This window comes from Mycobacterium talmoniae, assembly GCF_001854525.1.
Taxonomy (GTDB): Bacteria; Actinomycetota; Actinomycetes; order Mycobacteriales; family Mycobacteriaceae; genus Mycobacterium; species Mycobacterium talmoniae.
This window is the reverse complement of sequence record NZ_MLQM01000004.1, coordinates 1-21,021: the sequence shown is the minus strand read 5'-3', so window position 1 is coordinate 21,021 and position 21,021 is coordinate 1. Positions and strand designations below refer to the sequence as shown.

At 67.5% G+C, this 21,021-nt stretch carries 19 protein-coding genes; 14 read left to right on the top strand and 5 right to left on the bottom strand.

All coding sequences use genetic code 11. The features are described 5' to 3' along the window. Nucleotides 1-4: 4 nt before the first annotated feature. From BKN37_RS01680 to BKN37_RS01650, 7 genes are all read left to right on the top strand, one after another. Nucleotides 5-1,243, top strand: a complete 1,239-nt coding sequence (locus BKN37_RS01680) for a cytochrome P450 (protein WP_071020314.1) — start codon at nucleotides 5-7, stop codon at nucleotides 1,241-1,243. Next, nucleotides 1,240-2,241 (top strand): PDR/VanB family oxidoreductase, encoded by a 1,002-nt coding sequence (locus BKN37_RS01675; RefSeq protein WP_071020310.1) that lies wholly within the window; start codon nucleotides 1,240-1,242, stop codon nucleotides 2,239-2,241. The genes BKN37_RS01680 and BKN37_RS01675 overlap by 4 nt, the downstream gene beginning before the upstream one ends. Nucleotides 2,242-2,270: 29 nt before the next feature. Then, nucleotides 2,271-3,278 carry a Rieske 2Fe-2S domain-containing protein gene (locus BKN37_RS01670; RefSeq protein ID WP_318276378.1) on the top strand — a complete coding sequence of 336 codons (1,008 nt, stop codon included), beginning with the start codon at nucleotides 2,271-2,273 and terminating at the stop codon, nucleotides 3,276-3,278. Continuing rightward, entirely contained in the window at nucleotides 3,275-4,822 is a 1,548-nt protein-coding gene (locus tag BKN37_RS01665) for a succinic semialdehyde dehydrogenase (RefSeq protein ID WP_071020510.1), read from the top strand. Before BKN37_RS01670 ends, BKN37_RS01665 begins: the two co-directional genes overlap by 4 nt. Nucleotides 4,823-4,832: 10 nt before the next feature. Continuing rightward, entirely contained in the window at nucleotides 4,833-6,578 is a 1,746-nt protein-coding gene (locus BKN37_RS01660; protein ID WP_071020305.1) for a GMC oxidoreductase, read from the top strand. Nucleotides 6,579-6,720: 142 nt separating this feature from the next. Further along, nucleotides 6,721-6,960 (top strand): hypothetical protein, encoded by a 240-nt coding sequence (locus BKN37_RS01655; protein ID WP_105369383.1) that lies wholly within the window; start codon nucleotides 6,721-6,723, stop codon nucleotides 6,958-6,960. Between the two features lie 126 nt (nucleotides 6,961-7,086). Next, nucleotides 7,087-8,433, top strand: coding sequence for an Abi-alpha family protein (locus tag BKN37_RS01650; protein ID WP_071020298.1), 1,347 nt, complete (start codon nucleotides 7,087-7,089; stop codon nucleotides 8,431-8,433). Between the two features lie 2 nt (nucleotides 8,434-8,435). Here BKN37_RS01650 and BKN37_RS01645 read toward each other — a convergent pair whose 3' ends face one another. The 4 genes from BKN37_RS01645 to BKN37_RS01630 form a co-directional block, all read right to left on the bottom strand. Beyond that, complete coding sequence (locus tag BKN37_RS01645) at nucleotides 8,436-9,659, bottom strand: DUF445 domain-containing protein (protein WP_242657043.1); 1,224 nt, start codon at nucleotides 9,657-9,659, stop codon at nucleotides 8,436-8,438. A 522-nt stretch (nucleotides 9,660-10,181) separates the two neighbouring features. Then, nucleotides 10,182-10,697, bottom strand: coding sequence for a hypothetical protein (locus tag BKN37_RS01640; RefSeq protein WP_207547198.1), 516 nt, complete (start codon nucleotides 10,695-10,697; stop codon nucleotides 10,182-10,184). Beyond that, entirely contained in the window at nucleotides 10,694-13,042 is a 2,349-nt protein-coding gene (locus BKN37_RS01635; RefSeq protein ID WP_071020286.1) for a molybdopterin oxidoreductase family protein, read from the bottom strand. Before BKN37_RS01635 ends, BKN37_RS01640 begins: the two co-directional genes overlap by 4 nt. 1 nt (nucleotide 13,043) lies before the next feature. Beyond that, on the bottom strand, nucleotides 13,044-14,495 hold the full coding sequence (locus tag BKN37_RS01630; protein ID WP_071020283.1) for a catalase: 1,452 nt from the start codon (nucleotides 14,493-14,495) through the stop codon (nucleotides 13,044-13,046). Between the two features lie 775 nt (nucleotides 14,496-15,270). On the opposite strand from BKN37_RS01630, the gene BKN37_RS01625 reads away from it, so the two are divergent. The 3 genes from BKN37_RS01625 to BKN37_RS01615 are packed head-to-tail and all read left to right on the top strand — an operon-like array spanning nucleotide 15,271 to nucleotide 18,100. Further along, complete coding sequence (locus BKN37_RS01625) at nucleotides 15,271-16,557, top strand: sulfite oxidase (protein ID WP_071020279.1); 1,287 nt, start codon at nucleotides 15,271-15,273, stop codon at nucleotides 16,555-16,557. 10 nt (nucleotides 16,558-16,567) lie between these two features. Next, complete coding sequence (moaA, locus tag BKN37_RS01620; protein WP_071020275.1) at nucleotides 16,568-17,644, top strand: GTP 3',8-cyclase MoaA; 1,077 nt, start codon at nucleotides 16,568-16,570, stop codon at nucleotides 17,642-17,644. A 33-nt stretch (nucleotides 17,645-17,677) separates the two neighbouring features. Next, nucleotides 17,678-18,100, top strand: coding sequence for a molybdenum cofactor biosynthesis protein MoaE (locus BKN37_RS01615; protein ID WP_095406971.1), 423 nt, complete (start codon nucleotides 17,678-17,680; stop codon nucleotides 18,098-18,100). A 12-nt stretch (nucleotides 18,101-18,112) separates the two neighbouring features. Here BKN37_RS01615 and BKN37_RS01610 read toward each other — a convergent pair whose 3' ends face one another. After that, entirely contained in the window at nucleotides 18,113-18,649 is a 537-nt protein-coding gene (locus tag BKN37_RS01610; RefSeq protein ID WP_071020497.1) for a hypothetical protein, read from the bottom strand. Nucleotides 18,650-18,745: 96 nt separating this feature from the next. Here BKN37_RS01610 and BKN37_RS01605 point away from each other — a divergent pair, with 96 nt between their 5' ends. The 4 genes from BKN37_RS01605 to BKN37_RS01590 all read left to right on the top strand — a co-directional run. Continuing rightward, entirely contained in the window at nucleotides 18,746-19,153 is a 408-nt protein-coding gene (locus tag BKN37_RS01605) for a hypothetical protein (protein WP_071020273.1), read from the top strand. Continuing rightward, a complete protein-coding gene (locus BKN37_RS01600) occupies nucleotides 19,150-19,932 on the top strand; it encodes a hypothetical protein (protein ID WP_071020269.1) in 783 nt (260 codons plus the stop codon). Before BKN37_RS01605 ends, BKN37_RS01600 begins: the two co-directional genes overlap by 4 nt. Before the next feature lie 191 nt (nucleotides 19,933-20,123). Further along, a complete protein-coding gene (locus BKN37_RS01595) occupies nucleotides 20,124-20,432 on the top strand; it encodes a PE family protein (protein ID WP_071020266.1) in 309 nt (102 codons plus the stop codon). Between the two features lie 2 nt (nucleotides 20,433-20,434). After that, a partial coding sequence (locus BKN37_RS01590) for a PPE family protein (protein WP_131823507.1) occupies nucleotides 20,435-21,021 on the top strand: 587 nt, incomplete at its 3' end.

Below are 21,021 nucleotides of genomic sequence, written 5' to 3'. Positions count from 1 at the left end.
GACCATGACAACCCTCGACCAACAAGACCTCGACAACGTCGACCTGGCCGAACCGAGTGTGTGGGACGACGGGCCGCCGTGGGATCTCTTCGCCAGGATGCAGCGCGAGGCGCCGGCGCATTTCAGCCCGCAACGCAATGCGCCCGACGAGGGTGGTTTCTGGTCGATCACCCGCTTCGACGACGTGCGCGCCGTGAGCCGGGACCACAAAACCTTCTCCTCCGAACGCCGCGGCATCTTTCTTCTCGACGACATCGGGGTGCCGCTGGCGGTGCAGCAGTCACAGATGATCTCGATCGATCCACCCCGCCACAACCGGCTCAAGGCGCTGGCCATCAAGGCGTTCACGCCGCAACGTGTGGCCGAACACGAAGAGCACATCAAGCAGATCATCGACCATGTTTTTGACCGCGTCGCCGACAAGGAGCAATTCGACCTGGTCGCCGACGTCGCCCGCGCCGTCCCGGCGCGGGTGGCCGGTTCGCTGCTCGGCACCCCGGCCGAAGACGACGAGAAACTGGTGCACTGGACGAACGTCTTCACCGCGTTCGAAGACCCGGCGATCCGCGAGCAATGGTCCGACACGGCGGCGGTGCTCCAGGAAATCATCGGCTACGTCATGGGGCAAGTCGAGGAGCGCCGGCAGTCGCCACGCGATGATCTGGTGAGCGCGTTGATGGATGCCGAGGTCGACGGCGAGCGACTCAACGAGATTGAGCTCGGTACGTTCTTCATCCTGCTGATGTCGGCGGCGAACGACTCCACCCGGGCCACCTACAGCGCGACGATGCTGCACCTGCTGCAGGATCCGGAGTTGCGTGCCCTGCTCAGCGAGCGTCCAGAGTTGATCCCGGCGGCCGTGGAGGAGGGGCTGCGCTGCTACCCCGCGTTCTCCTTCATGGGGCGCGCGGCCACCCGCGACGTCGAACTGCACGGCAAGACGATCAAGGAAAACGACCGGCTGCTGCTGTGGTACCTGGCGTCCAACCGCGACGAGACCGCCTTCCCGGACCCGCACACCTTCGACATCACCCGTGAGGGGCTCGCCGACAAACACCAGGCGTTCGGCGGCCGCGGTCGGCACTTTTGCCTGGGCGCCAACCTGGCCCGCCTCGAGCTGAAGCTGTGGATTCAGCGGACCCTGGAACGCTTCCCGGATCTCGCGCTCGACGGCGAACCGACCCGGGTGCGGGCGCTGTTCCTCAACCAGTTCAAGTCGATCCCGGTGCGGAGAACGTCGTGACCGCCACGGCCGAGACCCGAGCCCGGCCCGCCTACCGGGAGGTCGAACTCGATGTCGAGGTGCGGCGCCGCGACACCGTCTCCGACGGTGTCGTCGCCCTCACCCTCGCCGACCCGACCGGCGCGGACCTGCCGGAGTGGGCGCCGGGCGCGCACATCGACCTGCTGCTGACGCCGTCGCTGGTGCGGCAGTACTCGCTGTGCGGCGACACCGCCAACCGCGGCGAATGGCAGGTCGGGGTGCTGCTGGATCCCAACAGCCGCGGCGGATCCCAGTTCGTCCACGACAAACTCCACGAAGGCGCCGCGGTGCGGGTGCGCGGCCCGCGCAACCACTTCCCGCTGGTGGGCTCACCGCGCTACCTGTTCATCGCCGGCGGCATCGGCATCACCCCGATGCTGCCGATGATCGCGGCGGTGCACGCCATCGGCGCCGACTGGCGGCTGCTCTACGGCGGCCGCAGCCGGGCGTCGATGGCGTTCGTCGACGACCTGCGACGTTACGGCGACCGGGTGACGTTGTGTGCACGGGATGCCCAGGACGGGGCGAACTTCCGGGCAAGCCTCGACTCCGTTTTGGCGCAGCCGAGCGAGAACACCCTGGTGTACTGCTGCGGGCCCGAAGGATTGTTGACCGCGGTCGAAACCGGGTGCGGCCACTGGCCCGACGAAACCCTGCACATCGAACGGTTCTCCGCCAAGGCGCTCGAGGAACCGTCACCGGACGCGTTGGCGACCTTCGAGGTCGAATGCCAACGCTCCGGGGTCACCGTCACGGTCACGCCGGACAAATCGATCTACCAGGCCTGCGAAGACGCCGGCGTCGACGTGCTCGGCTCCTGCATGGAAGGGGTCTGCGGCACCTGCGAATGCGATGTGCTGGAGGGCGAACCCGACCACCGGGACTCGGTGCTCAACGACGCCGAAAAGGCCCGCAACGACGTCATCATGACCTGCGTGTCCCGGTCCCGCTCGGAAAGGCTGGTACTCGACCTATGAGACCCAACTATCCCTACAACTGTTGGTATGTGGCCGCTGTCAGTGACGAGGTCGGGCAGGGCTTGCTGGCGCGCCGGCTGCTGGACATCCCGGTGCTGCTGTATCGGCGCGGCTCCGGGGCGGTGGTCGCCATGGAGGACCGCTGCATTCACCGGGCCTACCCGCTGTCGGCCGGCCGCCGCGACGGCGACCGGGTGATCTGCGGTTACCACGGCTTCGGCTATGACCCCGACGGCTGCCTGGTCGACGTCCCCTCGCAGGAGAACGTGCCGCCCGGCGCTCGGGTGCGCAGCTACCCGGTGCACGAGCAGGCGCCGTTCGTGTGGATCTGGCTCGGTGACCCGGGTGCCGCGGCGCTGCGGCCGCCGCCCCGGGTGCCGTGGTACGCCGACGGTTCCGGCTGGGCCGGCACCACCGAGGCGTTGCGCATCGACGCGAACTACCTGTTGCTGCACGAGCACTACCTCGACCTGACCGACGTGTTCGTGATGCACCCGGAGGTGGTGCCACCCGACATCGAGGTGCTGCCCCAACTCGATGAGGTCGAGGTCTCCGAACGCTCGGTGTCCTACACCCGGACGACCCCGCCCAGCCGGCTGGCCGCCTGGGAGGCCGAGATCACCGGCCTGCCCGTCGACACCACCGGCACCCGACGCGAGGAAGGAACGTTCGTCTCACCCGGACTACATGTGCAGCATTACGTCATCGATCCCGACGCCGGGAAAACCCATGAGCTGCTGCGGATTCAGGGCTTCACTCCCGAATCCCCCGAGGCGACCCACGTCTTTCTGCAGATGGCCCGCAATTTCGCGACCGATGATGAGCGGGTCGCGGAATTCCTGCGCACCATGTTCCACGAGTGGGCGATGCGGGACTCCGTGGTGCTGGAAACCATTCAGGACCGGCTCAGCCAGCGCGGCGAGCCGCGCCGCGACATCAACGTGAAAGCCGACCGGGCCGCGGTGCGGGCGCGCCGCATCGCCATGGAGATGGTCGACGAGGAATCCGGTCGCTTCGTGCTGAGTTGGACGCCATGACCGCGACCATGACCCAGCTCGACGCGCTCGCGGCCCGAGTGGAGGCCGCCGACCCGCATGCCCGCATGGAGGTCACCAACGCGATGACCGGCCGGCCGCTGGGCACCGTCCCGCGGTGCACCGCCGCCGATGTCGCCACGGCGGCCCAGCGGGCCCGCGCGGTGCAGGCGGCGTGGGCCGCCCGCCCGATCCGCGACCGGGCAAACGTGTTGCGGCGCTTCCACGATCTGGTGCTCAAACGCCAGGACGAAGTCCTGGACCTGATTCAGCTGGAGAACGGCAAGGCCCGCCGGCACGCGTTTGAAGAAATCCTCGACGTCTGCCTGACCGCCCGCTACTACGCGAACACCGCCGCCGGCTACCTGGGCCCCAAACGCCGGCAGGGCGTGCAGCTGGCGCTCACCAAGGTGACCGAACTGCACCACCCCAAGGGCCTGGTGGGCATCATCTCGCCGTGGAACTACCCGCTGACCCTGGGCATCAGCGATGCGCTGCCCGCCCTCGTCGCCGGCAACGCCGTGTTGGCCAAACCCGATCAGCAGACCCCGTTTTCGGCGTTGTGGGCGGTGACGCTGCTGGAGGCGGCCGGGATGCCGCCGGGATTGGTGCAGGTGGTCACCGGATCCGGCTCCGAGCTGGGCACCCCGATCATCGACCACTCCGATTATTTGATGTTCACCGGGTCCACGGCGGTGGGGCGCATCGTCGCCGGCCAGGCCGGGGAGCGGCTGATCGACTGCTCGATGGAACTGGGTGGGAAAAACGCCCTGCTGGTCCTCGACGACGCCAACGTCACCAAGGCGGTGACCGGCGCCATCCGCGCGGCGTTCTCCAACACCGGGCAGCTGTGCATTTCGGTGGAACGCATCTATGTTCCGGTGACGCTGTGGGATGACTTCACGACCCGGTTCGCCGCCGCCGCCAAGGCGATGAAACTCTCGGCGGCCCTGGACTACTCGGCGGATATGGGCTCGCTGATCTCGGAGAAGCAGCTCAAGACGGTCACCGGTCACGTCGAGGACGCGGTGGCCAAGGGCGCCACCGTGCTGGCTGGCGGTCGGGCCCGCCCAGACCTCGGCCCGTACTTCTACGAACCCACCATCCTGTCCGGGGTCAGCGACGACATGACCGCGTTCGCCGAGGAGACGTTCGGCCCCGTCGTCTCGCTGTACCGCGTCGACAGCGAAGAGGAGGCGATCGAGCGCGCCAACGACAGCGCCTACGGCCTCAACTTCAGCGTCTGGACCGCCGACCCGAAGCGCGGCCGCCGCGTCGCGGCGCGGCTGCAGGCGGGCACCGTCAACGTCAACGAGGCCTACGCCGCCGCGTGGGCGTCGGTCGACGCGCCGATGGGCGGCATGAAGGCCTCCGGCCTGGGGCGTCGGCACGGCGAACACGGCATCCTCAAATACACCGAACCGCAAACGATTGCCACCGAGCGGCTGCTGCCGGTCGGTGCGCCGACCTGGCTGGAGCCGGGCCGCTACGCGCGGGTCATGACCACCGGACTGCGGGCGCTGAAGCGACTGCCCGGCGTCAAATAGGAGAGCACACATGTCCAACCAATTCGACTACGACGTTCTGGTGATCGGATCCGGTTTCGGCGGCAGCGTCACCGCGCTGCGGCTGACGGAGAAGGGCTACCGGGTCGGCGTGCTGGAGGCGGGTCGGCGTTTCACCGACGATCAGTTCGCGAAAACCAGCTGGGATCTGCGCAACTTCGTGTGGGCACCGAAACTGGGCTGTTTCGGCATCCAGCGCATCCATCTGCTGCGGGATTGCGTGATCCTGGCCGGCGCGGGCGTCGGCGGCGGGTCGCTGAACTACGCCAACACCCTGTACAAGCCGCCCGCCCCGTTCTTCAACGATCCGCAGTGGCGGCACATCACCGACTGGGAAGACGAACTGACGCCCTACTACGAGCAGGGCCAGCGCATGCTCGGCGTGGTGCGCAACCCGCATATGACCCCGGCCGACGAGATCGTCAAAGCGGTCGCCGACGACATGGGGGTGGGTGACACCTTCATCCAGACACCGGTCGGCGTGTTCTTCGGCGAACCCGGTAAAACCGTCGCCGACCCGTTCTTCGGCGGCGCCGGGCCCGAGCGGACCGGCTGCGTGGAATGCGGCGAATGCATGGTCGGGTGTCGGTACGGCGCCAAGAACACGTTGGTGAAGAATTATCTCGGCCTCGCCGAACGAGCCGGCGCCACAGTGCATCCGCTGACCACCGTCACCGCACTGCAGCCCGGCGCCGACGCGGGATGGCGCGTCGACACGGTGCGGACCGGCGCGCTGCTGCGCAAGAACCGCCGAACCTACACCGCGCGGTTTGTGGTGCTGGCCGCCGGCACCTGGGGCACCCAGAACCTGCTGCACAAGATGAAGGACACCGGCACCCTGCCCCGGTTGTCCGACCGGCTCGGCATGCTCACCCGGACCAACTCCGAGTCGATCCTCGGCGCGATGAAGTACAAGGTCGACCCCGCCCTGGACCTCACCAAGGGGGTGGCGATCACCTCTTCGTTCCACCCGTCGGGCGACACCCACATCGAACCGGTGCGCTACGGCAAGGGCTCTAATGCGATGGGGCTGCTGCAAACCCTGATGACCGACGGCGGTGGACGCTGGCCGCGCTGGCTGAAGTTCCTCGGTGTGGCGGCGAAAAACCCGGTCGCGCTGCTGCGCGTGCTGGCCGTCAGGAATTGGAGCGAACGCACCGTCATCGCCCTGGTGATGCAGCACCTGGACAACTCGATCACCACCTTCACCAAGCGTGGCCTGCGCGGGCGTCACCTGTCCAGCAAGCAAGGCCACGGCCAACCCAACCCGACGTGGATCCCGGAAGGCAACGAGGCGACCCGCCGGATCGCGGACAAGATCGGCGGCGTCACCGCCGGCACCTGGGGCGAGCTGTTCAACATTCCGCTCACCGCGCACTTCCTCGGCGGCTGCGCCATCGGCGCCGATCGCGAACACGGTGTCATCGACCCCTACCACCGGGTGTACGGCTATCCCACCCTCAGCGTCGTCGACGGCTCGGCGGTGTCGGCCAACCTGGGGGTGAATCCCGCGTTGACGATCTCCGCGCAAGCCGAGCGCGCTGCCGCGATGTGGCCGAACTACGGGGAAGCCGACCCACGACCCGAACAGGGCCAGGGTTACCGCCGGGTGCCGCCGATCGCCCCGAACAACCCGGTGGTGCCCGAGGGCGCCCCCGGTGCGTTGCGGCTCCCCATCGTCGAAATCCGCTCGCGGGGCACCGATTCGCCACGAACACCGGGCGCCGGTGTGGCATGAGAAGAACACACCGCCTGCCGGAGCGGATGCGCGGCCCGCCCTGACGCCGCCAAAGTTCCACCGAACACCGAACATCCACCGACATCGTGCATACAGCTAGACCTGCCGGGAGGGGCCCGGCGCAACGAAAGGAAAGTCCACAATGGCAAATCCAAGCGTCTTCAATCTCGTGTCGAAGCTACTCGACAACACCAAAGAGTTCGTCGACGATTTGCTCGAAAAGGCCGAGGAAATCGAGACGGATGTCACCGACATGGCCGGAGATACAAAGGATTCGAGCATCGAAGCGCTGCGCGCACGTTCGAAGAGCTTGAACGAGCAGATCGAGAAGCTGGCCAAGGTCGAGGAGAGCAAGGCCAAAAAGGCAACGGCCAAGAAGTAGCAGCTCCATCCCTGATCCCTACTCCAGCGTGCCAGGGTGGGGATCAGGGGTTGGGTTGGCACATGCGGCTATCGGTCGCAGTGCCGTAGACTGTGATGTGGCGCACACCCGATAGCGGGGAACGAGATGAGTAGTCCAGGCTCGGAAGAACGCAAAACGCCGGAAGCGGCATCGCTTCTGGGCGACCTGAACCTGGAATCGCTCGGCGAATTGGGCACGTCGGTGATTCTGATCCGGAACCTCGCGACAGAGATAGTCAACGCGGTCGAGCACGTGCGCGGCGCGACGACAAGCGTGTGGAATGCACTGACCTTGTTGCGTTATCCAGACAACGCGGGTGATAGGCCCGGCGGATCGGGGAACCCGCTGGGCAATGTCGCCGGACTGCTGGGCGGCCACGTGGGGCAGGGCCCGGTGGGTGACTTGTTGAATCCTCTGGGTGTGGTCGGCCGGTCCGGCAGCGCGGCGGACATCCGCAGGTTACTGAACTTTCCAGCCGGAACGAGCGGCTCGGAGCCCGAATCGGCGGGCGACCGCGGTCCGCAGAACCCGGTGGGCGTACTGACCGACGCGGTGAACGACGTGTTAGGGGGGACCGGGGGTCGGGAAAAGCAACGGCCGGAGCCGGAGAAGTCGCCGGGCACGTCGAAATCCAGTACCGCACCGCCGCCCGGCGCCAATGGTTCGGCCACCGATGCCCCCGCCGCGAACGGGCCGGCACCGCCCGTGCGACCACCGGATAACCTCGTCACCGCGCTGCTGGGCGCCAATCCGGCCACCGAGGTGTTGGGCAGGGCTATCGATACGGTCACCCAGCCGGTCCAACCGGTCATCGAGCAAGTCGGCGAAGGACTGCGGCAGGTCGCCACGGGTCCGTTGACCGGTGTGAAGGACGTCCTCGACAGGGTTGTCGGAACGGGGGCACGCTACGAGACGGACGCGTTGCGGAAGCGCGGTAACGCATTGATCGGGATCTCCTACAGACCGGAGCTGCAGCGGCGCGACGTGCACCCGTCGTTCGCCCGCATCCTCGACGAGCTGCTTCCCGACGAGGCGCGGATCCTGCGCTTCCTGGGCGTGGCCGGCCCCCAACCGTTGCTCGACGTTCGAACCAAGACGCTGTTTCAAGTGGGTTCGGTGCTGTTAGCCGGGGACGTCAGCATGGTCGCATCGATGGCGGGATGCCATTGGCCCGACCGGGATCACCATTACTTCGCCAATCTCAACCGGCTGGGATTGGTCGACCTGTCGCGCGAACCGGTGGACGACTATCGCCGGTACGCATTGTTAGAGGTGCAACCGGCGGCGTTGCATGCGATCGAAAGCGGGGAGCGGACGATCACGATTTACCGGAGTATCGGGCTGACCGCGTTCGGTCGACAATTCATCGACGTGTGTATCGATACCGAAGGCTATAACGCGGGCGGCTGGGACAGCGACGGCCGGCAAGACAGAATCCGCGGCGCGTCCTGATTTCACCAGCCGAACAGCAGCAGATGGACGGCGCCGACCACGATGCCCAGCAGCCCGCCGTGGACGTAGAGCAGCCAGGCATCCTGCTCGATCGCCGTGTAGAGCATTTCACCGAACTCGGCCGGAGGCAGGGCACGGAACCGCTCGGTCGCGAAGGCCTCGATCTTTTTGGCCTTCTCCTCGTTGAACTCTTTCGAGTAGAACACTTCCGGCGCGAAATTGACGAACTCCGCACTGGCCCGCTGCTGCAGTGAATCGAGATTCACCAGACCCAGCGTGTGGGCCACGCTGGACACCACCGGAGTCAGAATCCCGGTGACCTCCTCGGAAACCACCTCCCCGATAAAAGCCGCGGTTTTGTCGCCGCTGGCACCGAAAAGCAGCTCCCGCGAGAAGTTGGTCACGGTGAGCACTTCGGTCGACAGCATGTGCGCAAACTGGGCCGCCGCTTCGTGCTGGCGTTTGGGCAATAGACCTTGCTTCCACAGGTACCTGTACCGCGGCTGCGGTTCACCGGGCTCGAACACGACCTTGATCGCCAAGATGTTGACAATCACCCCGATGAGGGCGGCGCCGCCGAGGACCATGCACCACGCCGGGATCGCGCTCAGCACCGGTGGGTGATACTCGCGCACGAACGTCAGATACAGCGCCAGCGGGAAACCGAACACAAAACCCAGCGCGCCGATGCGCACCATGAACCGCAGTTCCGGGCCGCCAAATCCCTGGAAAATATCGCACAAGATCCCGGGATTGCTGCGCAGGTAATTGACCGTCATCAGCTTGACGTTGAGCAGGTCGTCGATGTGCTCGCCGATCTTGGCAAACGCCTTCCGGGATATCGCCGGCAGCCGCTCATCGATCGTGGCGAGCACCGCGTCGCGGGCCGGTTGCGGCAGCACCTGCCACAGCAGCGAATGTTCCTTCTCCAGCACATCGGTGGCGAGCTGGCGAATATTCGGCCGCGCCGCTTTCGAGAGCTGTTCCGCCAGGACATCCGGTTCGAGCTCCTGGTAGAAATCCGCGATGCCGCCGATCCGGAAAATGGACTTGTCCACGATCAAGCTGGCCATCTTCTCGGCCCGACAGGGGATGAAGCCCTGGAAGCCCAAAACGCCGTTGGGCGCAAAGATCGGCAGGATCTGCACCTTGCGGGGCAGCAGCGGAAAGATCGTCTTGAGTCCGCGCATGTGAAACCCGGTGAAATGAACCGGCGCGAAGAGCATCAGCACCCCGGTCCAGTTCGTGATCAGGCCGGCGATGGCGCTGAAGATCGGGATACTGACGAGGTCGACGATGAACTGCGATTGGCCGGTCAGCTCTTCCCAGTCGATAAACGACGACGCGGTGATCAGCTCGTTCATTGCACCCGTACCCATCGGGATTTCGCACCCTGAAAATCACATCGTAGCGTGACGAACTCCCGCTCGGTTGTCGTCCGGAGACAAAGATGGAGCCAGACTTGGTCGGCTGACAACATGACGCACTACGACTGGGCTCAGTAGCTTCATGCACACCGCACCGCCGGAATGCGCGCCGAATTCGAACATTCCGTTATGCCCAGAAAGTGAGCGAATCATGTTCTGGTCGTACCGCGTGGCTCGCCGATGGGTCGTCTCGCTACCCGCGTACCTCGCGTTCGGGATGCGGGTGGCAGACACGGCGACGCCATTACTGTTGCGCCGGAACGGTGTTCGCTATCGGCGGCAAGGATTCGACAACTCAACCGCGGTCAGTGTGCGCGATAGTCACGGTGTCTTCGCGGTGTCGTGGGACCTCGACGTTTGACGATCCGCTGAGGAACCGACCAGCAGTGCCTGCGGCGCTTCGGCTTTCATCCGCATCCGCAGCCAGGACACCTGGACGGAGATCTGCCGACCGCAGTGGTTCACCTGGGCGATGAGGTCTCGGTCCCGGGCGCCGTGGGCGGCCTGACCGACCAGCGTCCAGGTGATATCGACCAGGTTGGCCAGCTGGTAGAGGTCCTGCAGGTCCCGTAGCAGGCCGACCGGGCCGCCTCGAGTTGCGGTCAGACCTTTCGGGTGAAGGCGTTCGGGCTCGGGCTCGACGACGTGCGCGTAGCGCTCGACGCTGGCTACCAGCGCCGAGCCGTGTGCATCGCATTCCCGGGCGAAGCTCTGGCACATGTAATACACGTCGAAATCGAGCTGGTGGCCGGAGGCAACCTGCCGGTAGGACTCGGCGAGCATGTTCTCGGCGCCGTGTAGCAAGGTCAGGTAGGTCGTCAGGTACATGATCATCACCGATCGAGGGTGGCGGGTGCCGACGCGGTGTGGATGGGGGCGGGTGCCGGGCCGTCGCCGTCACGTACCCGCTCCAGGTCAACGGCAGCGACCTTGAACTCCGGCTGCTTGGAGATCGGGTCCCACGCGGACAGGGTGAGCTCGTTGGCTGCGGTGCCACCGTAATGCCAGGGCGCGAAGACGATCCCGGCGCGCACATGGGAGACCCGTGCGGGTGCCTCGATGCTGCCGCGACGCGAGGTGACGCGCACGATGTCGCCCTCCCCGATGCCCAAGCGCTGCGCGTCCTGTCGGGACACCTCCAGCCACATCGCCGGTGCGGCCCGCTGCAGTTGCGGTGACCGGGCGGTCTTGGTGCGGGTGTGCCAGTGGTATACGGTGCGGCCGGTGGTCAGCCGCAGCGGGTACCGCTCGTCGGGCTGCTCGAAGGCGGGCTCATATGGTGTGGTCTTGAGGATCGCCCGCCCATCCGGCCGACAAGCCCGAAATTCCGTCTCGCTCACCGCCGCTCCGGTGGCCAGGTCGTGGCCATACGTCTCGCATGAATCCGGGTCGGTCGGGAAGTTCCCGTCGGTGTAAAGCCGTTCGGTGCCCGCCGGGGTGTCGGCGGTGCACGGCCACTGGATGCCGCCACGCTCGTGCAGCAGGGCATAGCTCAAACCGGTGTAGTCCACCGGCCGGCCGGCGCTGCATTGTTTCCATGCCTCGAAGGCCTGCTCCGGCTCCTCCCACGGGGGCAGGGGCCGCCCGTCTTTGTCGGCTAGTGCCATCCGGCGGGCATAGTCGATCCAGATCTCCAGATCGCCGCGAGCCTGCCCGGGTGGGTCGACGGCCCGTTCGGACAGGTGCACGGTGCGGTCCACGTTGGTGTGGGTGCCGGTCTTCTCACCCCACAGCGCGGCCGGCAAGACGACGTCGGCCAGCTCGGTGGTCTCGGTGCGGTAACCGTCGGAGACCACGACGAAACACTGGTCGCCGGAAAGAATCCGCCGAACCCGGGCGAGGTCGGGCATCGACACCGCGGGATTGGTGCCGGCAATCCACAGGAACCCGATCGAGCCCTGCTCGGCGTAGCGGAACATCGTCATCGCGTCGGTCGGCGGGGCCCAGTGCGGGATCACGATCGGATCGACGTTCCACAGTTCAGCGAGTTCGCGCACGTGTTCGGGGTTTTCCCAGTTGCGGAAGCCGGGCAGCGCCGGGCCGCAACCGGCTTCCCGGTTGTTCTCCGCCGAGGGCTGACCGTTCATCTGCAGGATCCCCGCGCCGGGCCGGCCCAGCATGCCCCGCAGCAAGTGCAGGTTGTTGACTTGGCAGGACGCGGCGGTGGCCTGGTGCGACTGGTAAAAACCCATCGAGCAGGTCGACACCACCCGTTGGCTGGTGCCGAAGATCTCCGCGGCCCGACGGATATCGTCGGCCGGCACACCGCAGATATCGGCGGCCCACTCCGGGGTCGCGTCCCGGGTCATGCGGGCGAGCGCGTCGAAACCGATGGTGTGCGCGGCAACATATCTCTCGTCGACAAATCCGCGTGTTATTTGCTCGCGCACCAGGGCGTTCATCAACGCCAGGTTGGTGCCATTGCGGATCGGCAGATGGACGGTGGCCCGTTCGGCCACATTGGTGCGTCGCGGGTCGACGCAGACCAGCTGCGGCGGGTCCGGACCGTCCAACCTGTCGAGCATCCGGGCCCACAGCACGGTTTGGGTCTCGGCGACGTTGTGCCCGAACAAGAACACGGCGTCGCAGGAGTCGATGTCGGTGTAGGAGCCAGGCTGCCCGTCACAGCCGAAGCTTTCCTGGAACGCGGCCGATGCGGTAGCCGTGCACCACCGGGTGTTGCCGTCCATGTGCGGCGTACCCAACCCCGCCTTCCCGATGACCGCCAGCGTGTAGTACTCCTCGATCATCAGCTGGCCGGAGGTGAAGAAGCCGTGCGAGAGGGGGCCTTTCGCGTCGAGCAGGGTGCGGGACCGCTCCACGATCTGCGTCATCGCGGTGTCCCAGTCCGTTTCGACCAGTCGGCCACGTTGGCGGATCAGCGGAACCGTGAGCCTGTCGCGTTGCTCGCCCTGCCAGCCGTACAACCCCTTCGGGCCCAGCCGGCCGTGGTTGACGCGGTCCTCCGCGCGTCCCCGGACGCCGACCATCCGACCGTCGCGGACCGCGATCTCCAGTCCGCAGCCGTTGGAGCACAGGAGGCACGCACCGCGCACCCAGCGCTCGATCTCGGATGCGGTGACCCCGTCGGCCAGGTATTCATCGACCCGTACCGGCCACGCCGTGCCGGACGCGTGGGGCGTTCGTGCGCCCCATATGTCGGCGATTCGGTCGGGAGGCAAGCTATTTCAGATTCGCGCGGACACCGTCTTCGATTCTCTTGCCGATGTCGGGATCGATATTGCGCCAGTATTCGAATACTCGCGACAGCACGGGCTCTTTGACGCCGGCGGAGACGTGACTCACGACGTTGTGCACCAAGCGCTCGCGTTCCGCGTCGTCCATCACGTCGCGGACCAAGGCGCCGGCCTGACCCCAGTCGTCGTCGTCGGGACGCAGGGTGTAGGCAGCGCGCACCATCATTCCTCCGTCGGCGGCCCAACGCACCACCGACGCCCGATCGGGATCGGCTTTCGGCCCACCGTAGGAATTGGGTGCATACACCGGGTCGGTGGAGGGGACAAAGCGCATCTGCCCGTCCTTGGAATAGCTGTGCACCGGGCACTTCGGGGCGTTGACCGGGAGCTGGTTGTGGTTGGCCCCGACCCGGTAGCGGTGCGCGTCGGCGTAGGCGAAACTGCGCCCGAGCAACAGCTTGTCCGGGCTCAGTCCGATGCCCGGAACCAGCGCGTGCGGCGCGAAGGTGGCCTGCTCGACCTCGGTGTGGTGGTCGGTGAAGTTGCGGTCGAGCGTCAATTTGCCCAGGTCGATGAGCGGGTAGTCGGCGTGCGGCCACACCTTGGTCACGTCGAACGGGTTGAGCCGGTAGCTTTTGGCCTCCTCGACCGGCATGATTTGCACCTTCACCGACCAACTCGGGTACTCCCCGCGCTCGATCGCGTCATGCAGGTCGCGCATCCCGTAGTCCGAGTCCGTACCGGCCAACTGCTCGCCTTCTTCTTGGGTTAACCACTCGATGCCCTGATCGGTCTTGAAGTGAAACTTCACCCAACAGATCTCCCCAGCGGCGTTGAGCCAACTGAACGCGTGCAGGCCAAAGCCATCCATGTTCCGAAACGTCTTAGGGATACCCCGATCGCTCATAATCATGGTCACCTGATGAGCCGACTCGGGGGAGAGCGTCCAAAAATCCCACTGCATGTTGTGGTCATGACAACCGTTGTTCGCCCGGGTCTTGGCCGAGCGGACCATCTGCGGAAACTTGATCGGGTCGCGGATGACAAAGACCGGAAAGTCCAGGCCGACGATGTCCAGGTTGCCCTCGGAGGTGTAGAACTTCACCGAGAATCCCCGGGTGTCCCGCACGGTGTCGGCGCTGCCGCGCTCACCGGCGTTCCCCGACAGCCGTACAAACACCTCGGTCTTGGCGCCCGGCTGGAACACCGCCGCCTTCGTGTAGGCGCTCAGGTCATTGGTGACCTCGAAGCGGCCGAAGGCGCCGGTCCCCTTGGCGTGCGGCTGACGCTCGGGTACCCGCTCCCGATTGAACGCCGCCAACTGCTCGATCAGGTAGAAATCCTGCAACAGGAGCGGCCCATCGGGGCCCAGCGATAAGGAGTGCTCGTCGCTGGGAGCCGGAGCACCCGCATTCGTCGTCGTGTAGTTATCCGTCATCAGTGCCGCTCCTAGGGTTGGTCGGGCAGGCGTCCCCTTTCGTCGGGCAGACGGTGGATGTCGCGGATGCCACCGACCTAGCCAGCGGACCGGGGTGTGACCCATTATTCGCCGGGGCGGGGCGGGGAGCGCCGTCATTGACGAATGTTGTGGTGGCAGCCGAAAACGTCGCGCGAACCCTGTGGTAACGACCAAACCGGCGGGCAGTGCCGCACCCTTGTGCGCCTCACGAGCAGGTGGCCGGGCCGGGTAGCTCGCCGGTCCCGCGAGATTGAAGCCACGCAGGGGTCCACTCGCACATTTGCTGCATGGTTTCAATCTCGCGGCTTGGTGATGACTTCGGTGTGCGACACCCACGCCGCATATTCCGCAAACGATGGTCGAAACGTGGAATTAATACTTAATTGCGGATAAGCGCGCACCCCCACGTACGGGCGGGTGCCCAGGCTGAACCCCGGATCCCCAAAGGCTCGCTGTCGTAACAACTTCGCGCGGCGCGTTCCGCCAGCGCGGAGACAGCACGACCACGATCCGCAACTGCGTGAGATTATCGGTCTTTGTCCAATAACTGCGGAATTTGGTCGGTGTCACAGCATATCGCCGCCAATCTGAGCAATTCTCACAACATTGACCAATGCGGTTTCGTCCGCCGTTTATCGGGCGAATAATGACCCCTAGCCCGGTTCCCGCTGACTCGTCGACGACAGCTGGCGCGCGTCGATTACCCGCCACCAGGGAGGGCGACAGCGATCCCGAACCCGCACGAGGAGGCACGATGAGCACCAAGACGCAGGCCTATCCGACCGCGAACGGCAGACGCTTCACCCTGGATGTGCCGCCCGCCGCGCTGGCGGCGTCGCGGGCGGATCCCCACGGAGACAACGACATCCCGCCCTACATGGACTATCAGCACACCGACCGGCTGGACAACTTCACCGTGATGGAGGTCGCCGGCAAGAGCCGCTGCCACGGCATGCACCTGGAGGGCCTGGCCTACCCGATCACCCCGATCGGAATGCATTACCTGCTCATCCACTACGACATCCCCTACATCGACGAGAAGAGCTACCAGGTCAAGGTCGACGGCCTGGTGAAAAAGAAGCTGACCCTGGACATGGACAAGCTGCGCAGCATGCCGAAGGTCACCATCCCGGCCACGATGGAATGCTGCGGCAACGGCCGGGCCAGCCAGAAATGGCGGCTGTGGGCGCACGTGCCGTGGAACCACGACGCGATCGGGACCGCCGAGTGGACCGGCACGCCGCTGCGCGGGGTGCTCGAGGAAGCCGGCCTGCAAGACAGCGCGGTGGAGATCCTGTTCACCGGGCGCGACAAGGGCATCCAGGGCCCGCCGGACGGCGCCGAGGTGCAGTACTTCCAGCGCAGCCTGACCGTCGACTACGTGATGAACCCGGACAACGATGTCCTGCTGTGCTACGAGATCAACGGTCAGCCGCTGCCGCCGCAGCACGGCTTCCCGCTGCGGCTGCTGGTCCCCGGCTGGTTGGGGGCCACCAACGTCAAATGGATCGACTCGATCGAGGCGATCGACTGGCGGCTCACCAAGAACCAGATGAAGTGGTACAGCTACGCCGAAAACGACGAGGACCCCAACCGCATCCCGTGCACCTTCGAGAAGGTGCGGGCGATGATGATCCCGCCCGGCATCCCCGACTTCTTGTGCCGGATCCGGCACCTGGAGGAGACGGACGCCGTCGAGCTGCGGGGCCGGGCCTGGGCCGGTGGGCTCGGCATCCAGAGCGTGGAGGTCAGCCTCGACGGCGGGGACACCTGGTCGTTCGCGAAACTCGACAAACCGTTCGGCAAGTGGGCCTGGGTCGGCTGGTCGTTCACCTGGCAGAACGTCACCCCCGGCGAGTACACGCTGCGGTGTCGCGCCAAAGACGAGCGGGGCAACATGTCGATGGACGACGATTCGGCGCACGACTACTACGCGATGGACATCCCCAAGTCGCAGTACGTCGATGTGAACGTGTACCCCAAGGGCACGCTGACGGTGGGCAACAAGATCGAATGCCCGGTGCAGTTCCCGTCGCTGTGAGCGCGCCGGCATGACGGTCACGGCGCTGGGTATTCCGGCGGTGCTGCGTCGGGTCGAGCGGCGCAGCACCGCGGTCCCGTCACGGGGCCCGCTGATCGACAGCTACGGGCGGGTGGCCACCGACCTGCGGGTGTCGTTGACCGATCGGTGCAACCTGCGCTGCACCTACTGCATGCCCGCCGAAGGCGTGCCGTGGCTGCCCGGCCGGCAACTGCTGCGCCCCGACGAGATCACCCGGCTGGTACGCATCGGCGTGACGCGGCTGGGGGTCACCCGGGTGCGGTTCACCGGGGGAGAACCGTTGCTGGCCAAGCATCTCGAGGACATCGTCGCCGCCGCGGCGGCGCTGCGCCCGCGTCCGCAGCTGGCGCTGACCACCAACGGGGTGGGGTTGGCGGCGCGGGCGCAGGCGTTGGCGCGGGCCGGCCTGGACCGGGTCAACGTGTCGTTGGACAGCATCGACCCGGCCCACTTCGCGGCGATCACCCGACGGGACCGGCTGGCCGAGGTGTTGGCCGGCCTGGCCGCCGCGCAGGCCGCCGGGCTGCGGCCGGTGAAGGTCAACGCGGTGCTCGATCCCACCACCGGGCTCGACGACGCGGTGCCGCTGGTGCGGTTCTGCCTGGCGTCCGACTACCAACTGCGGATCATCGAACAGATGCCGCTGGACGCCGGACATCAGTGGCGCCGCGACGCCGAAGTCACCGCCGACCAGGTGCTGGAGACGTTGGGCCGCCATTTCACGCTGCACCCCGATCCCGCGCCGCGCGGCTCGGCGCCGGCGGAACTGTGGCAGGTCACCGACCGCGCGACCGGTGCGCGCGGCCGCGTCGGCATCATCGCGTCGGTGACCCACAACTTCTGCGCGGCCTGTGACCGCACCCGGTTGACCGCCGACGGGCAGCTGCGCAGCTGCCTGTTCGCCACCGAGGAGACCGATCTGCGGGGGCTGCTGCGCGGCGGTGCCGACGACGACGCGATCGAGGCCGCGTGGCGGGCGGCGATGTGGGCGAAGCCGGCCGGCCACGGCATCAACGAGCCGGGCTTCGTGCAGCCGTCGCGGCCGATGAGTGCGATCGGTGGGTGACCGGTGACCGCTCTCACGCCCGGCGTGCGGTCGGTGCTGGTGCGGCGCGCGGTGGTCACCGAGCAGCCAATCCTGTTGTCCGAACACGAGGAACTGGTCGGCGGTCCGGGCGCCGGGGCCGTCGTGGGCTTCGTCGGGACGATCCGCGACCACGACCGCGGCCGGCAGGTGCTGCGGCTGGAATATTCCGCGCATCCGTCGGCGCAGCGGGTGCTGGCCGAGGTGTTGGCCGAACTCGCCGAGGACTGCGTGGGGGTGCGGGCGATCGCCGCCAGCCATCGGGTGGGGCCGCTGCCCATCGGGGCGGCGGCGCTGGTGGCGGCGGTCGCCGCCGATCATCGGCAGGCGGCGTTCGCGACGTGCGCGCAACTGGTCGACCTCGTCAAGGCGCGGCTGCCGGTGTGGAAGCATCAGTTCTTCGCCGACGGCACCGACGAATGGGTGGGCTGCGCCTAACTCGTCCGCTGCTTAACCGCGGACGGGTCGATGCAGGCGGAGCGCGATCGCCCAACCGAGCAGCCCGGCCACCAGCCCGAACCCGAGATGGAACAGTACCCGGTCGGTCATCCCGACCGAGGCCAACGCCAGCAGCTGCCCGCCGCCGAGCAGGGCCGCGACCGAACCGGCCAGGGCGACCAGGTGAATCGGTGCGGCCGCGAGCGCCAGCAGCCAGCGGCGGCGACGCACCACCGGTGCAGCGGCCACCGCGTACAGCAGCAGCGCCGCCCCCAGGTAGCGGGCGCTGTCGGCGGGTCCGGGCGCCAGCTGCAGCAGCAGCGTCGCCGCCGTCGCAGCCGCGCCGACCGCCAGCACCGTTTCCCGTCGCCGCGTGGTCAGGGCGACCGCCACCAGCAGCGTCAGCCAGATCAAACCGCGGTGCCCGGGCAGCCCCATCGGGATGCGCAGGTCGGCGTAGGCGACGATGACGGCGACCGCGAGCACCGGAAACACCACCTCGCGCGCCCAGCGGGTCACCGCCGGGTTCGTCGACTGCAGCACGGTCACGGCCTCACGGTAGGCCGGTCCGAGCACCCCGCACAACCTCAAGTGCGGAGCGTCGCCGCCTTGAGGCTCCGCTGATCCGACCCATAAGGTCGATCGATGCGCGCGTTCACCGGACGGCTGCTGATCCTGGCCGTGTTGCTGCTGGCTGGGTGCGCGGACCGGGGTGTGGAACTTGCGGTCAGCGAGAACGGCCGGGCGCTGGCCGGTTTCACGCTGGCGCGGCTGCGGGAGCTGCGCCAGGTCGAGATCGCGACACCGCAGTCGCGCGGTGCGCAGGTCCAGCGCGGACCCACGGTGCGCGCGGTGCTCGACGCCGCCGGCGCGACCCGGGTGGGCAGGGTGCGGGTGGAGGGCCGCGACCCGGCGCAGACACTGACCGCCGACGAGCTGACCGAGCGGGTCATCTTGAGCGAAACCAAACGCCACACCCTCAAGCTGGTCGGGGCCGACCTGGACCGCGGCCGGTGGGTCCGCGACGTCACCGCCCTGGTGGTCAACCCGTGACCGCGTTGGCCGGTGTCGATCTGCTGATCGGCATCGACGACACCGACGACCTGTGGAGCCCCGGCACCGGCCGCCGCGCCCGGGCGCTGCTGGTCGAGTTGGCGGCCGAAGGTTTGGGGTCACCGGCCGGGGCCACCCGGCATCAGCTGCTGGTCGACGACCGCATCCCCTACACCTCGCACAACTCCAGCGCCTGCCTGGCCTGGCGCAGCCCCGCCGGCAACCCGCAGGAGGTGCGGGCCGCGGTGATCGACCTGGCCGGCCGGTTTTTGGAGCGGGTCTGCCCGCCGGACGCCGACCCCGGTCTGGTGGTCGCCGTGCCCGACGAACTCGGTGACGGTGCGGCGGCGCTGCTGGCGCAGTTCGGGCAGCGGGCCAAGCGGGAGGTGCTACACACCGCGGACGCCCGGGCGCTCGCCGCCCGGGTGGGGGTGCATTTGTCCGGGCACGGCGGCACCCAGGACGGGGTGCTGGGCGCGCTGGCCGGGGTGGGCCTGCACCTGTCCGGCAACGACGGGCTGTTCATCACCCTGCCCGGCCTGGAAGACCTGCCCGCCGAAGCCACCGTCGACGAGCTGCGCGCGCTGGTGCCGATTGACGAGGCCCGCGACGGTGCGGATCGCGCACCGGCGCCCGGTGAGCCGATCGAGCTGGGTGACTGGGTGCGCCCGGTGCTGCTCGACGGCCGCAGCGTGCTGTTGTTGGACCCGCCCCGGCAGCGGTCCGACGGTTCGCGCAGCTGGCGCACCGCGCCGCGGGCCGTCGTCAAAAAGCACTGATCGCGCGGGCTCGGCCTCATCGGGCCGGCCCGAAACCGCAGCCGCGGCGCCCCGCCCCAGCCTGCCTGGGCAAATCATGACCGGATCCAGGCCGCAATCACTCACTTGCGGGTTAATTTGCAGGTCGGCCGGAGTAAAGTCCGTGGATGCGCGCCTGCCGCGCGTGGCATCAGGAAGAAGGAGTACCGATCATGACGCTGCAAGTGGTTCCCGAGGGTCTGGCCGCGGCGAGCGCGGCCGTCGAGGCGATCACCGCCCGACTGGCCGCCGCCCATGCGGCCGCTGCCCCGGCGATCTCGGTGGTGGTGCCGCCGGCGGCGGATCCGGGGTCGCTGCAGTCGGCGGCGGCGTTCAGCGCCCGCGGCGGTCAACATTCGGCGGCGGCGGCCCAAGGCGTTGAGGTGTTGGGCCGCGCCGGGGTCGGGGTGGGCCTGGCCGGTGCCAGTTACGCGGCCGGCGACGCGGCGGCGGCCTCGACCTATCTGGGTGCCGGCGCCTGAGCATGATCGCGCCGGTCTGGATGGCGTTTCCGCCGGAGGTGCATTCGGCGCTGCTGAGCAGCGGTCCGGGTCCGGGGCCGCTGCTGGCCGCCGCCGGGACCTGGAGTTCGTTGAGCACCGAATATCAAGCGGCGGCAACCGAACTCACGGCCGCGCTGGCCGGCGCGCAGCAGCTGTGGGAGGGCCCGACCGCCGAACAGTACGTGGCCGCGCACATGCCGTACCTGGCGTGGTTGGGGTTGGCCAGCGCGGTCAGCGCCGAGACGGCCACCCAGCATGAGGTCACCGCCGGCGCCTACAGCGCCGCGCTGGCAGCGATGCCGACCCTGCCGGAGCTGGCCACCAACCACGTCGTGCATGGGGTGTTGGTGGCGACCAACTTCTTTGGCGTCAACACGATTCCGATCGCGGTCAACGAGGCCGACTACGCACGGATGTGGACGCAGGCGGCCACCACCATGAGCACCTATCAAGCCACCGCCGAGGCCGCCAGTTCGGGCAGCGGCGCCGGCAGTGGTGCTGGCAGCGGCGCGGGCAGCGGGTCGGGTAGCGGCGCGGGAGCCGGCAGCGGGTCCGGTGCGGGTAGCGG

Coding starts and splice junctions, on each gene's coding strand:
- BKN37_RS01645 (WP_242657043.1), bottom strand. CDS start 9,659: ATGCTCTTCGCGCCGGTTCATTTCACCGGGTTTCACATGCGCGGACTC.
- BKN37_RS01630 (WP_071020283.1), bottom strand. CDS start 14,495: ATGACGGATAACTACACGACGACGAATGCGGGTGCTCCGGCTCCCAGC.
- BKN37_RS01605 (WP_071020273.1), top strand. CDS start 18,746: ATGCGCGCGTTCACCGGACGGCTGCTGATCCTGGCCGTGTTGCTGCTG.
- BKN37_RS01680 (WP_071020314.1), top strand. CDS start 5: ATGACAACCCTCGACCAACAAGACCTCGACAACGTCGACCTGGCCGAA.
- BKN37_RS01595 (WP_071020266.1), top strand. CDS start 20,124: ATGACGCTGCAAGTGGTTCCCGAGGGTCTGGCCGCGGCGAGCGCGGCC.
- BKN37_RS01625 (WP_071020279.1), top strand. CDS start 15,271: ATGAGCACCAAGACGCAGGCCTATCCGACCGCGAACGGCAGACGCTTC.
- BKN37_RS01655 (WP_105369383.1), top strand. CDS start 6,721: ATGGCAAATCCAAGCGTCTTCAATCTCGTGTCGAAGCTACTCGACAAC.
- moaA (WP_071020275.1), top strand. CDS start 16,568: ATGACGGTCACGGCGCTGGGTATTCCGGCGGTGCTGCGTCGGGTCGAG.
- BKN37_RS01650 (WP_071020298.1), top strand. CDS start 7,087: ATGAGTAGTCCAGGCTCGGAAGAACGCAAAACGCCGGAAGCGGCATCG.
- BKN37_RS01665 (WP_071020510.1), top strand. CDS start 3,275: ATGACCGCGACCATGACCCAGCTCGACGCGCTCGCGGCCCGAGTGGAG.
- BKN37_RS01660 (WP_071020305.1), top strand. CDS start 4,833: ATGTCCAACCAATTCGACTACGACGTTCTGGTGATCGGATCCGGTTTC.